Genomic DNA, 11635 nt, shown 5'->3' with positions numbered 1-11635 from the left:
GCCGGTCCGGGCCGATGTGAGGGGGCCGGCGGCCAATCCTCGACGCGCTCGACACGGCGCTTTCCGACGCGGTCTAGGGGGGCGTATCGGGTTGTGATCAATCTGCGGGACTCGCCCTTGCCGGAGCCGCCCAAGGAACGGCTCCAGCCGCTCGGTCTCACCGTATGAGAACGCTTCGGTCGTGCTTCGCCGACAGAGGCGAGCCGCGTCTCACGTGGCGGTGTCGGGGCTCTGATTCCGGCGGGCTTCGAGCGCATCCAGGATGAGGTCCAGGCCGTAGCCGAACTCGCTCATGTGGTCGTAGCCCGGTCGCAGGGCGTGGTCGACGATCATCTCTGTGAGGTACGGGAACTCGCCCGCCGGCAGGTGCGCGAGGATGCCGCCGGCCACTTCCCCGACGTCGTCCGGCGTCGTCACCGGCAGGTTCGCCTCCTGGAGGACGAACCCGCCGATGTAGCTGTCGATGAGCGAGACGGCGTGCGCGGCCATCGGCAGCGTGAACCCCGCCTCCCGGAGGACCCCGAGGACGGCGTCGTGGTGGCGCAGCGTCGCCGGCCCCGGGTCGCGACGGGAGTCCATGAGGCCGAGAGCCCAGCTGTGCCGCGACAGGACCGCACGCGCGGAGGAAGCGCGCGCACGGATCGCGTCGCGCCAATCGTCGCAGTCGGCGCCGGGGAGCTCGATCGCCGCGAACACCATGTCGACCACGCCGTCGAGGATCGCGTCCTTGTTCGGTACGTGGTGGTACAGCGACATCGCCTCCACGCCCAGTTCCTGCGCCACCCGTCGCATCGTGATCGCCTCCACGCCGCCGCGGTCCGCGACCCGGATCGCGGCTTCCAGCACGCGGTCTCTGCTGAGCGGTTGCCGTGGCGTCGGCGATGGCGAGGGTGATGGCGAGGGTGACACGACGGCTCCAGGGTGCGGGCGGGTTGACAATCTTACATACGTAAGCCAGCCTTACGCTCGTAAGTCACCTTACGAGCGTAAGTCGTCCCGGAGTCGGCCGGGAGCTCGGCGAACGTCCGGCCCGCGACGCGCGCCCCGCCGGGGCGAGACAAGGAGATCCCGATGCCGATGCCCAGGTGGTGGGGGCACGTGAACAAGCGGGTGTTCAACCCCCGCGCCGTCGCGAGCGGGACGTGGCCGGTGCTGACGCACGTCGGGCGTGTTTCCGGAACGACGTACCGCACGCCGCTCGATGCGCATCCTGTCGACGGCGGCTACCTGTTCGTCCTGGTGTACGGATCGCGCTCGGACTGGGTGCGGAACGTCCTGGCGGCCGGCGGGGCGCGGCTCCGGGTCGACGGGAGGGAGGTGGAGCTCACCGCCCCACGCCTCATCGGGGAAGACGAGGCGTTCCGGGCTCTCGCCGACGAGGTGCCGCGCCCACCGCGGCTGCTCCGCATCACCGAGTTCCTCCGCATGGACCTGGCCGCAGGCTGACGATCGGCTGCCTCCCTGACGGCCGGTAGCGCACGAGACGGTCAGTCATCCACAAAATGTCCGGTGGGCCATGGTGCTGGGGCGGCTCGGACGCGGCAAAAGCGCGCTTACTCCACAACGAGCGCGGCAAACTCGCCATACGACGGCGCTCGGCCCCGATCGGCGACGGTCGGCGGGCCGTCCCACGGGCAGGCGTCGCACGAGGACCGCTGTCGGCTCCGGGCGTGAGGAGGGCGATGAGCGCATAGACCGGCGACGGCCCCGCATCCGGGGTCCCCGCGGGGACCCCTGGCCGGTGCGCCGCGGAATCCCGGGGTTATCCATAGGGGGACGAAGTGGCACGTGTACGGAGTAACCGATCCGCTGCCGTATACGCGGCGACGACTCTGCTGGCAGTCGTGCTGCTCGTCGGCTGCGGCGGCAGGAGCACCTCTCTCGCTTCCGAAGACGCGGTCGTCGCCAAGGCGACGGCGGCCGCCACGCCGCCGGGGGGCAACGAGCGCGAGTACACCTCCGCATGCCCGGCGGGCGGAAACGCCAAGCGGTTCGCCAAGACCCGCTTCGCGTTGCACGCGGGCCTCGCGTTGGGCGCCTTCCATCGCTATATCTACAAACCCCTGCGCAGCGGCGGCTTCCAGGCCGGAGCGGAGAAGCGGAAGCGCACCTTCGTCAAGGCGGCGGTGGCAGGCGCGTTCGCCCTGCATGAACTGAGGGTCGCCAAGGGCTTCGCCGTGGCCAATCCGACGCTGTGCAAGGCCGTCGAGTCCGTCAGCGGCCGGTTCGCCGGTCTCACCGACAAGCTGAAGAGCGGCACCGCCACACCAGCCGACCTCGACGCGGGCAAGGCCTCCATGGACGGCCTGCAGCGTGACGCCACGGAGACCGGCTACCCGTTCAAGGAGCAGAACGTCACCGTCCCCGGCACCGGCTGACCGGCCGCATCGCGCCCCGCGGCTCCCCGGGACGCGGCCCTTCGTACGGAGCGGTCGGTGTGGAGCAGCGTGCCTGTGATCACCCTCGTGCCCGGTGACGCCGGCACGCCTTGTCCCGGTTTCGGCAACCGAAGTTCCACCTCCGGTATCGCGGATGCGAAGGTCGCGCCGGAGGTGACGACCATGAAGAAACATCGCGATTCGATGATCACAGAGGAATCCGCCGCCGGTCCGAGCGCCGGGATCACCGCGGTCGGGGACCAGGTGGACGTGCCGGTGCTCGATGAGGGCGACCGGGAGCGGAACGGCGACGCGAGCAGCGGGCCCGTGGAGGAGATGTCCACCCATCAGGCGGCCCCGCGAGACACAGCCGACCCGGCGACGCGGTCATCCTCCGTCCTGCTCGCGGCGCTTGCTCGGCAGGCCCTGGTCGTCGTCCCGCTCGTCCTGCTCCTCGGGATCGCCGGTTTCGTCCTGAACCCGGGCATCTACGGGCGGGTGTTCACGATCGCCGCAGAGGCGCCGACGCTCGCCGGAGCCACGACGGTCTCCGCGTTCCAACTGGGCATCAGCATCGTCCCCGCGCTCGCGGGTGTCGCCCTCAACGCCGGCGCCGGCATCACCTCCGTCACGTGGATCGGCGCCGGACTGGCAGCGGTCACGGTGCCGGTCATCCTTCTCGATCGAGTGCTCTCACGTCAGCGCTCCTAAAGGCTGGGAGGGGCGCCTAACAAAAGTGGTGGACTTGACCTGGCCGGCGGTCGGTGTCGCGCACGAGGTCGCTTGCTAGCGGGACGCGGTCAGCCGCGCAATCGCACGCGACAAACCTGGTGACGTCGACGATCACCCCCGGGATACTGGTCGCCCATGGACGAGGTCAAAGTGGTCGTCGCCCATTCCGAGCGCGCGACCCTGCGCGTCGGCGACGTGTTCCTGAAGGTGGACGCCGATCAGGCGCGCATCGACGTCGAGGTCGAGGCGATGGCCCTGGCGCCGGTCCCGACCCCGAAGGTCCTGTGGCACAAGCCGCCGGTGCTCGCGATCGCCGCAGTACCGGGGACGGCGCTCGGCCGCCTCGGCGAGCCGTCGACCGCGTCCCCGGCGGCGTGGGCCGCGGCGGGCGCCGCCATCCGGAGGTTGCACGACGCGCCGTTGCCGCCCAGGCCCGGCCGGGCCGGCCGGGGCCTCGACGAGTTGGCGGCGGAACTCGACGGCGAGTGCGAGTGGCTCGTGACGAACGGCGTCCTGCCCGCCGACCTGGTCACCCGCAACCGCCAGGTCGCCGAGGCCGCGCTCCGGCCCTGGAGTCCGGCGTTCACGCACGGCGACCTGCAGATCGCTCACGTGTTCGTCGACGGCGACGAGGTCACGGGCATCATCGACTGGTCCGAGGCGGGCCAAGGTGACGCCCTGTTCGACCTCGCCATCTTGACGCTCGGACACGAGAAGCACCTCGGCGATGTCGTCGCCGGCTATGGCACCGACGTCGACCTCGACGTGATCCGCGCGTGGTGGTCGTTGCGAAGCCTGCTGGTGGTTCGCTGGCTGGTCGAGCACGGCTTCGACCCGTTCGCGCCGGGCTGTGAGATCGACGTGCTGAGATCCCGGCTGTGAGGCCGCGCGCGCCCGACTGCTATGAGAAAGTCCGAACGGAATGATCGATCCGTGCCCACAACTCATCCGGGATGCTCCACGGCGGCTGCTCGCCCTTCCTCACACAGGTGATCAACCTGTATATGATCACCGGAATTCTTAGATCATTTTGTTGGGGCTTCTAAGAGAGCCGGTCGTCGACATGACTGTCGGACGTGAAGCCCCTGAGAGGATCCTCCTCCCAGGGGCTTCGTGTTTCCGCCTCCTCATCCGGAGGCTCGCCGCAGGTCAGGCCGGCCGGGGGCCGGCCCATTGGTGCGTGGTCCCCTGGTGCACGGCCGCGTAGACCCGGTCGCGTATCGTGTTCGCCTCCTCGTCGGACAGGGTGCGGGCGGGGTCGCGCAGGACGATGCGCAGCAGCACGTTCTTCTGCCCGGGCAGTGCGCCGATGCGGCTGATCGCGGCCGGTGGCAGGTCCTCGACCGGTGTCTCGGAGACGACGCGGATCTCCTCGATCGCGTCGGTGCCGGGGCCGAGGGCGTCGCGCACCGCGCCGCCCAGGGTTTCGGCGTCGGTTTCGGCGTGGACGGCGACCGACAGGTCGCGGGAGATCGGCGGGTGCTTGGACACCGCCCGGTAGGGGGCGAGGTCGAGCATCTGCCCGGCGATGCGGGAGTCGGGCGCCGTCAGCAGGCGGATGTCGGGGATCTGTTTCCGCAGCATCAGCAGCCGGTCCAGCCCGAGCCCCATGGCGAGTCCGCTGACGGCGGGATCCAACCCGGCCCCGGCCAGGACGTGAGGGGCGGCGAGCCCGCACTCGCCGATCTCGATCCACTCCTCGCCGACCCGGACGTCCACCTGGCGCCCGTCCTCGGTGTACGGGTGCGACGCCGCGACGGTCCGGTACGGCGCCCCGGGGAGGGTCGAGCCCACGACGGCGGCGACCATCTCGTCGAGATCGCCGGTGCCCAGTCGCCGGCCCGTGGCGACGCGCCACAGGTCGAGTTGGTGCGGGGTGCCGGTGTGGATCCGGTCGACGACGTCACGCCGGTAGACCAGGCCGGGACAGGCGAGCAGGACGTCGCGCCAGCCGTAGCCGCCCTCGCCCGCGATCTCACCTGCCAGCTCGCGCAGCACGGGCGGGATCATGGCGCTGGTATGGCTGCGCAACATGCAGGTCTCGCTGGCGTAGCGGGTGTAGCGGGCGTCCCGGGTGACGGCGTCCGGCGGGTAGCCCAGCCGCTCGTAGTTGTCCTCGACGGGCACCAAGGGATGAGCCCGGACCAGCCGGACCTGGTTGTGCCAGCGGCTGTGGAGAGCCCGGACGAGGGTGTCGACGACGAGCTGGATGGCGTGCGGCCCCTGGCCCGGATCGCTGAGATCCCGGGTGGTCAACGCGCCCGCGAGTTCGCTCGCGTCGAGCACGTACGGCCGGGGCCGGGTGCGGTTCGGACGGGAGACGGCAGAGGACAAGGCAGAGGACATGGCGGTTCCGATCGGTTCGCGGTGGACAGGGGAGCTGCCCCCCGGCCGGCCCGCCGCCGGGAACCGATGCGGCCGCGTCAGGTCAGAGCACGCCGATTCGCCCCGGCGGCCGGCATCGCCGGCCGGGGGCGGATAAATCGCTGCACTCTCGACATGGCGGGGAGGTTAGCACTCGCCGCCACGCGACGGTCAACCGAAATTCCATCGGTCAGCCCGGCAAGGTGAGGAACGCGACGGCGTCGACGCCGTCCAACTTGGTGGGGTCCAGCGGGAAGTACCCCGGGCGGGCGGGGTCCGTACGGGCGTGCAGGCCCGTGCGGTCGGCGAGCGCGGCGGCCAGCGGGACCGCCGGGAAGAGCGCCAGGCCGGACGTGGCCCGCGCCAGGACGTGCTGCAGGCTGGACGCACCCCGTGTCCGCGGATCGGCGTCGCCGTCGAGGTCCGCGGCGTCGGCGAAGTCCGTCGCGACGAAGGCGTAGCGGTCCCCCAGGGCGGATGAGGCGGTGAGAGCGCCCGCGCTCCACCAGTGCAGGTCCAGTCCTGCCGCTTCCCAGTTCCAGGAGCTGCGGTGTCGGCTCGGGGTGCTCGTCATCTCGAGCGGGGCATCGAACCCGTCTTTTGAGACTTTTCGCCTGCGACATCGGTCAATGAACGGCAGAACCTTCAATCCGCGGAAATGGACAGAAAGAAGGCCGGGGCGGCGGCCGGTGTCGACCGCATCGGCGGACGGCGACAGTGGCCGTGACGGGCACACTCGTGCCGTCCGGCGCCGAAGTTCTGCACCCGGGGGTGTACGGCGTGTGCCGGCTGATCCTCCAGTAGCAGGCGACGATCCCCCGTTCGGACGGCGAGACGCCGAACGGTGATTCCTAGCATGCGAGCATGACCGGAAAGCGGGGACGACGATGGCCCCGGATCATCATGTGGGCCGCGATCGTGCTCGCGATCCTGGCGGGGACGGGCTTCGGGTACGAGACGATCGCGCGCGGCGGGGACGCGGACCGCTACCCGCCGCCGGGACGGCTGCTCGATGTCGGCGGCCATCGCCTGCACTTGTACTGCACCGGCTCCGGCGGCCCGACGGTCATCCTGGAGGCGGGCCTCGGGGAGTCCGGCGCGAGCTGGGCGGACGTCCAGTCGCGGGTCGCCGCGCACAACCGGGTGTGCGTCTACGACCGGGCCGGATACGCGTGGAGCGAGGAGGGGCCGGGGCCGCGAACCGCCGACCGCGCGGCGGGGGAGCTGCGCACGCTGCTCGCCGCCGCGGGGGAGGCCGGGCCGTACGTCCTGGTGGGGCACTCGTACGGCGCGGTCGTCGTGCGCATGTTCGCGCATCACTGGCCGGACCTGACCGCCGGCCTGGTGTTGGTCGACGCCATGGACGAGAGCGGCGCCGGGGAACTGCGGGTCGCGCGGCCCCTGCTCGCCGCCCAGTTCACGGCCTACGAGCTGGCCGGGCGGTTCGGGCTGCTCCGGCTGCTCGGCGGATCCGCCGTGGCCGCCCCGGGCGCACCCGAGATCACCGTCCGGGACGCGCCCGTCGTCTACGGCGCGGCCGGCATGGCCGCCGCACGTGCCGAGGGATTGTCGACCGTGGACAGCGCGGCGCAGGTCGCCGCGACGGTCCGCGCGGGCGTCTGGCGTGACCTGCCCGTCGTGGTGATCGTGGCGGGCGGCCAGTCCGCGGAGGCCGTCGAGCACCAGCGCCGCCTCGCCGCGCTGTCGACCCGTGGCCGTCTGGTGGTGGCCGCGACGTCCGAGCACTACGTGCAGTACGCCCAGCCGGACCTCGTCGCCGACGCCGTCCGCGCGGTCGCCGCCGGCCGTTGACCACGGGGCGGCGTCGCCCGGGATCCGCCGTCAGGGCGTACACCCTCCGCGGAGCCCGGGAGCGACGCGCCCGCCTGTGGGCCGCCACCGAAGGCTGAGCGCGACGTCCGAATACCGCCGGGGCCGGCGGCCGGTTCGGCGCTATACCTGGTGGAGAGCCGAAAGGACGGAACGTTGACCCTTCACACGAGCATGGACGGCCCGCTGGGCGAGCCACTGTGGATGGGAGAGGAGTCCACGAGCGGCCTCACCCAGACCTCGCCGGACTTTCCGGGGCAGAAGCGGCGTCCGGCGGGCTCGCCGCGCGAGCGCGTGGCGCATTGTGACTGGCCCGCCCTGGCGGCCGAGATGAACGAGTTCGGCTGCGCCCTGACCCGCCCGGTGCTGACCCCGGCCGAGTGCCGGGACATCGCCGACCTGTACGACGAAGCAGGGCTGTTCCGCTCGACCGTCGACATGGCCCGCTTCCGGTTCGGGTCCGGGCAGTACCGCTACTTCGACAACCCGTTCCCTGAGCTGGTGCAGCAGTTGAGGGAGGCGTTCTACCCGCGCCTGCTGCCGATCGCCCGGGACTGGGCGGCCAAGCTGGGGCGGCCCGCGCCGTGGCCGGACACGCTGGCCGAGTGGCTGCGGATGTGCCATGCGGCCGGGCAGACCAAACCGACCCCGATCCTGCTGCGCTACCAGCGGGGTGACTGGAACGCCCTGCACCGCGACCTGTACGGGGACCTCGTCTTCCCGCTGCAGGTCGTGATCGGCCTGGACGAGCCGGGTGGCGACTATTCCGGCGGAGAGTTCCTGCTGGTCGAACAACGGCCCCGCGCCCAGTCCCGGGGCACGGCGACCATGCTGGAGCAAGGCTGCGGGCTGATCTTCACCACACGGGACCGGCCGGTCCGCTCGGCGCGGGGCTGGTCGGCCTCCCCGGCACGGCACGGCGTCAGCACGGTGCGCTCCGGACGCCGGCACACCCTGGGCCTGGTCTTCCACGACGCCGCCTGAGACCCGAACGGGAGCGACCCGATGTACCGGCCGTGCGCGGTGTGCCCGCCGGACGAGCGCACCCGCTGGACGCTCGACGAACGACACGAAACGACAGGGGATGCCATGCCGGCTCCGACACGCTCACCGCTGATCGGCACCCGGCGGTTCCCCGTTGCCGCACCGGCCGGGCACACCGCCGCCGAAGTGGCCGCACTGGTCGACCTGCTCACCGGGCGGCGGCCCCGGACCGAGGTGGTCACGCTCGGCCACGGCCGCGACGCCGCCTCCACCGCGGCCGCCGAGGCGTTCGCTCGTGCCTGGCACGCCCGCGGCGGGCAGATCCTGGCGGTCGTCACCTGGCCGGAGGAGGCCGCCTCCTGGCTGCGCCCGGCCACCCGCTTCGTCGCGGGCGATCCCGATGCATGGGTGGTCGCGGGCGCCGCGCTGGGATGGGCGCAGATGAGCCGCCGCCTGCGGCACAGCACGGCCTGGGACCCGGCGCGGACCTTCGCGTTCGCCTCGATCGGCGGCATCGAGACCGTGCGGCTGGCCGGCCCCGGCACTCTGGACGGGCTGCGCGGCGCCCGCGCCGACGGCGGCACCTGGCGGATCGGCCGCCACTCCATCACCCACGTCGGGCCCGAAGCGTCATGACAACCGTGTCGACCCGACAGTGGCCGGTTTCATGAGGTCGGCTGTCGCCCACGAGAGCATGGTTCGTTCCGGTGGTGGTGGACAGCTGGCGTGATCGCGTGATTCCGTTCCGGGCTCTTCATGACGACGAGCGGTTCCAGGGGATGACGTTTCGACGCGTGCCGGGCGCAGCTAATCCGCATCCCCTGACGGAAGAACATTGGGCCGCCTTGATCTCCTATCTCTGATTCACAGCTGAGGACGGAAGCCGGATGGGGCCAGTGGCCTGCGCCCGCTTCCGTCGGGTCAGTTCGCTCCGAGCGGGTGGGCGAGGAGTCGAAGCGTGCGGTTGCGGGCGGCCGGTCGCCGCGCGGGCCGGCCGCACAGTTCGCCGGACGCAGCTTCACCGCCGCACCGGCCTACGCCGCCGTCGGCACCGGGACCGATCTCCGTGCTGACACGGATCACTCCCAGCCGCTCGCGAGCCACGCTAGGCGGTGAGAGGCCGTTGAAAGCGGGCCGCAAGGGGAGCGCGAGACAGTTCGTCATCCGTAATGAATCATCGGAAGGGCCACGAATGATCAACGTCAGGAAGACCCTCACAGCCGTCGCGGCGATCGTGCTCGTCTCGCTCACCGCGGCCTGCGGCAGCGGCGACGGCAGCGGCGGGAGCGGAGACGACAAGGCGGCCCGCGTCACCGAGGTCGCCGACGGCGGCGGCAGCGGCGGCGACGCCGCGGAAGGCGACTCGGGCGGCGGCGCGGGCGGCGGCGCGGACAACGCGGCGCTCTGCGCGGAGGCGGTCGCCGCGTCGGGCGACTTCATGACCAAGGTGATGGCGTCGGCCACCGACCCCACGGGCATCAACAAAGCGATCTCGGACCACGCCGGCACGCTCAAGAAGATCTCCGAGCGGGCCGACGGCGATCTGAAGACGGCCCTGACTGAGATGGTCGACGCGTTCTCCCAGCTCGACGTCGGCTCCGTCACGGCGGCCGATGTCGGCAAGAAGGCCGACGCGGCCAGCAAGAAGCTGCTCGCCGCCTGCTCCTGACGCCCTTCGGTACTCCGGGCCCCGCCTCGTCCGCGGCCGGCGCCGCTCCCAAGTGGCGGCGACGTGGTCGCGGACGGCGTCGGAGTCTCCGGCGGCACGGGGCGCAGGCGTGCATTTCGTACGATCAAGTGATGAAGGATCACGAGGCCGGGGGAGTCTCCACGCGCTGGCGAGTCGTGTCCGCCGGTGCAGTTCTGCTCGGGGACATGCTCCTTCTGCTGGTGGCGGGTTGGGCTCGAAACAGTGTTCACCTCCGGGGTGAGCTCTGCGACGGAGCCAGTGTGTGGTGCGACGGGCGGGGAGACCCGACTCCCGCCGAGTGGCTCGCGGAGATGAACTTCCGTTCCGCTGCCGCTTACACCTCATCGGCGGTCGTGGCCCTGATTCTGCTGGCGGCCGCCGTCGTCGCGTGGAGGCGTCGCCGACGGGACATCGCGTTGGTGCAGGTCTTACCACTCCTGCTGGTCGCCGCGTTCGTCGTCACCTGGACGCCGTACACGCCCGTGTGACGTCAGGCGAGACCAAGCACCGCGAGGTCTCCTCCGGTGGTGACCGCGAGAGGAGGCGGCGAGCGGGTACCCGTGCCGAAGTGCGGTGCGTGGCGGCGGGCACCCGGTCGCGGCGGCGGACGTTCTCCGCCCGGCGGTTCAGGTCGTGGCGAGGTGGGCGGCGAGGCCGTCCAGAAGGAAGTTGCTACCCTGTTCGGCCTGGTCGCGGTCCTGTGCGGTGTCGAAGTCCTGGGACAGGGTGATCTGGGTGCGATCGCCGTCGGCGGCGAACTCGGCGGTCATGAGGACGGGCTCGGCCTGGCCCGGGACGTTCATCCCCATCACCAGGCGCTTGCGGTCGACGACCTCGGCGTAGGTGCCGGACAGCGGGACGCGGGCGCCGCCGGGGATGACCATGACCGAGCTCCAGACGCCGCCGGTCCGCACGTCCAGGGCGACCTCTTCGGCGCTGGCCCACCGGCCGTAGATCTCGGGGGTGGTCCAGGCGGCCCAGACCTTGTCGATCGGGGCGTCGAGGGTGCGGGTGAGGGTGTAGGAAAAGCCGGCGTTGCTCATGACGCGTGCTCCTTCGCTCGCTCTTCCCCGCCGTGTGCGAGGTCGACTGCCTCCACGGTATAGTAACGATTAATGACCGTCAATGATCGTGACTAAATTTGGGGATGGGATGGCCGAGACACGGGAGCCGGACTTGGGAGTGCTGGTCGGGCAGCTGGGCCGCGCGCTGCAGGAGGAGTTGTTCGCCCGTCTGGCCGAGCAGGGGCATGAGCGGGTGGGACCGCGTCACGGGACGGTGCTCGCGGTGCTCCCGCCGGAGGGGGCGCGGGCGACCGAGCTGGCGTCGCGGTCGGGGCAGCACAAGCAGATCGTCGGCGTCATCGTGGACGAGCTGGAACGTCTGGGCTACGTCGCCCGGGTGCCGGACCCGCGGGATCGGCGTGCGAAACTCGTCGTCCCGACGCCGGCGGGACTGGACGAGGTCGCCAAGGCGCGGGCCATTCTCGCCGACATCGAGGAGCGTCACCGCCGGGAGCTGGGGGAGGACGCCTACCGCGCCTTCACGTCCGCGCTGCACCGGGTCGCCAAGGCGCAACGCGCATGGCGTGAGCACGTGTCCGAGGAGGACGCCGGCCCGCGGTGACCGGTCGCCCGCGCCGCCCGCACCGGCCTCG

General features: G+C 71.4%; 15 protein-coding genes. 11 read left to right on the top strand and 4 right to left on the bottom strand.

The genetic code is table 11. The annotated features are described in order from the left end of the window. Positions 1-210: 210 nt before the first annotated feature. A complete protein-coding gene (locus tag AWQ70_RS00725; RefSeq protein WP_067168702.1) occupies positions 211-846 on the bottom strand; it encodes a TetR/AcrR family transcriptional regulator in 636 nt (211 codons plus the stop codon). Between the two features lie 225 nt (positions 847-1071). Between AWQ70_RS00725 and AWQ70_RS00720 the strand changes: the two genes are divergently transcribed. The 4 genes from AWQ70_RS00720 (at position 1072) to AWQ70_RS00705 (ending at position 3992) form a co-directional block, all read left to right on the top strand. Beyond that, on the top strand, positions 1072-1446 hold the full coding sequence (locus AWQ70_RS00720) for a nitroreductase family deazaflavin-dependent oxidoreductase (RefSeq protein WP_067168700.1): 375 nt from the start codon (positions 1072-1074) through the stop codon (positions 1444-1446). A 398-nt stretch (positions 1447-1844) separates the two neighbouring features. Continuing rightward, positions 1845-2378 (top strand): hypothetical protein, encoded by a 534-nt coding sequence (locus tag AWQ70_RS00715; RefSeq protein ID WP_245646607.1) that lies wholly within the window; start codon positions 1845-1847, stop codon positions 2376-2378. A gap of 204 nt (positions 2379-2582) precedes the next feature. Next, positions 2583-3089 carry a hypothetical protein gene (locus AWQ70_RS40375; protein WP_218004360.1) on the top strand — a complete coding sequence of 169 codons (507 nt, stop codon included), beginning with the start codon at positions 2583-2585 and terminating at the stop codon, positions 3087-3089. Positions 3090-3245: 156 nt separating this feature from the next. Then, on the top strand, positions 3246-3992 hold the full coding sequence (locus AWQ70_RS00705) for a phosphotransferase family protein (protein WP_067168696.1): 747 nt from the start codon (positions 3246-3248) through the stop codon (positions 3990-3992). A gap of 267 nt (positions 3993-4259) precedes the next feature. Here the strand turns inward: AWQ70_RS00705 and srmL are convergent, their stop codons facing one another. Both srmL and AWQ70_RS00695 read right to left on the bottom strand, forming a co-directional pair. Further along, positions 4260-5456: a PheS-related mystery ligase SrmL gene (gene srmL / locus AWQ70_RS00700; protein ID WP_084516393.1), complete on the bottom strand. Its 1197-nt coding sequence runs from the start codon at positions 5454-5456 to the stop codon at positions 4260-4262. A gap of 208 nt (positions 5457-5664) precedes the next feature. Then, on the bottom strand, positions 5665-6048 hold the full coding sequence (locus AWQ70_RS00695; protein WP_067168692.1) for a hypothetical protein: 384 nt from the start codon (positions 6046-6048) through the stop codon (positions 5665-5667). Between the two features lie 290 nt (positions 6049-6338). Here AWQ70_RS00695 and AWQ70_RS00690 point away from each other — a divergent pair, with 290 nt between their 5' ends. From AWQ70_RS00690 to AWQ70_RS41875, 6 genes are all read left to right on the top strand, one after another. After that, positions 6339-7286 (top strand): alpha/beta fold hydrolase, encoded by a 948-nt coding sequence (locus tag AWQ70_RS00690; protein WP_084516391.1) that lies wholly within the window; start codon positions 6339-6341, stop codon positions 7284-7286. A gap of 174 nt (positions 7287-7460) precedes the next feature. Next, positions 7461-8288, top strand: coding sequence for a 2OG-Fe(II) oxygenase (locus AWQ70_RS00685; protein WP_245646606.1), 828 nt, complete (start codon positions 7461-7463; stop codon positions 8286-8288). Between the two features lie 105 nt (positions 8289-8393). Beyond that, positions 8394-8924 (top strand): hypothetical protein, encoded by a 531-nt coding sequence (locus AWQ70_RS00680; RefSeq protein WP_067168688.1) that lies wholly within the window; start codon positions 8394-8396, stop codon positions 8922-8924. Positions 8925-8995: 71 nt separating this feature from the next. Next, the gene (locus AWQ70_RS38500) at positions 8996-9151 is read left to right on the top strand and encodes a hypothetical protein (protein ID WP_157529823.1); all 156 of its coding nucleotides are present in this window, start codon (positions 8996-8998) and stop codon (positions 9149-9151) included. A 329-nt stretch (positions 9152-9480) separates the two neighbouring features. Then, positions 9481-9957, top strand: a complete 477-nt coding sequence (locus tag AWQ70_RS00675; RefSeq protein ID WP_067168686.1) for a DUF8711 family protein — start codon at positions 9481-9483, stop codon at positions 9955-9957. A 374-nt stretch (positions 9958-10331) separates the two neighbouring features. Beyond that, entirely contained in the window at positions 10332-10466 is a 135-nt protein-coding gene (locus tag AWQ70_RS41875; RefSeq protein ID WP_281196810.1) for a hypothetical protein, read from the top strand. A gap of 138 nt (positions 10467-10604) precedes the next feature. Here the strand turns inward: AWQ70_RS41875 and AWQ70_RS00665 are convergent, their stop codons facing one another. After that, on the bottom strand, positions 10605-11021 hold the full coding sequence (locus tag AWQ70_RS00665; protein WP_067168681.1) for an SRPBCC family protein: 417 nt from the start codon (positions 11019-11021) through the stop codon (positions 10605-10607). A gap of 109 nt (positions 11022-11130) precedes the next feature. Here AWQ70_RS00665 and AWQ70_RS00660 point away from each other — a divergent pair, with 109 nt between their 5' ends. After that, positions 11131-11604, top strand: a complete 474-nt coding sequence (locus tag AWQ70_RS00660; RefSeq protein WP_067168679.1) for a MarR family winged helix-turn-helix transcriptional regulator — start codon at positions 11131-11133, stop codon at positions 11602-11604. The last annotated feature ends 31 nt before the right edge of the window (positions 11605-11635 follow it).

This window comes from Microtetraspora niveoalba (genome assembly GCF_001570405.1).
Taxonomy (GTDB): domain Bacteria; phylum Actinomycetota; class Actinomycetes; order Streptosporangiales; family Streptosporangiaceae; genus Microtetraspora; species Microtetraspora niveoalba.
This window is presented reverse-complemented; position numbering and strand designations above follow the sequence as displayed.

Excerpts from the sequence above, each read along its gene's own strand:
- AWQ70_RS00690 (WP_084516391.1), top strand. The coding sequence starts at position 6,339 with ATGACCGGAAAGCGGGGACGACGATGGCCCCGGATCATCATGTGGGCC.
- AWQ70_RS00665 (WP_067168681.1), bottom strand. The coding sequence starts at position 11,021 with ATGAGCAACGCCGGCTTTTCCTACACCCTCACCCGCACCCTCGACGCC.
- AWQ70_RS00680 (WP_067168688.1), top strand. The coding sequence starts at position 8,394 with ATGCCGGCTCCGACACGCTCACCGCTGATCGGCACCCGGCGGTTCCCC.
- AWQ70_RS00720 (WP_067168700.1), top strand. The coding sequence starts at position 1,072 with ATGCCGATGCCCAGGTGGTGGGGGCACGTGAACAAGCGGGTGTTCAAC.
- AWQ70_RS40375 (WP_218004360.1), top strand. The coding sequence starts at position 2,583 with ATGATCACAGAGGAATCCGCCGCCGGTCCGAGCGCCGGGATCACCGCG.
- AWQ70_RS00675 (WP_067168686.1), top strand. The coding sequence starts at position 9,481 with ATGATCAACGTCAGGAAGACCCTCACAGCCGTCGCGGCGATCGTGCTC.
- AWQ70_RS00695 (WP_067168692.1), bottom strand. The coding sequence starts at position 6,048 with ATGACGAGCACCCCGAGCCGACACCGCAGCTCCTGGAACTGGGAAGCG.
- AWQ70_RS00705 (WP_067168696.1), top strand. The coding sequence starts at position 3,246 with ATGGACGAGGTCAAAGTGGTCGTCGCCCATTCCGAGCGCGCGACCCTG.
- AWQ70_RS00660 (WP_067168679.1), top strand. The coding sequence starts at position 11,131 with ATGGCCGAGACACGGGAGCCGGACTTGGGAGTGCTGGTCGGGCAGCTG.
- srmL (WP_084516393.1), bottom strand. The coding sequence starts at position 5,456 with ATGTCCTCTGCCTTGTCCTCTGCCGTCTCCCGTCCGAACCGCACCCGG.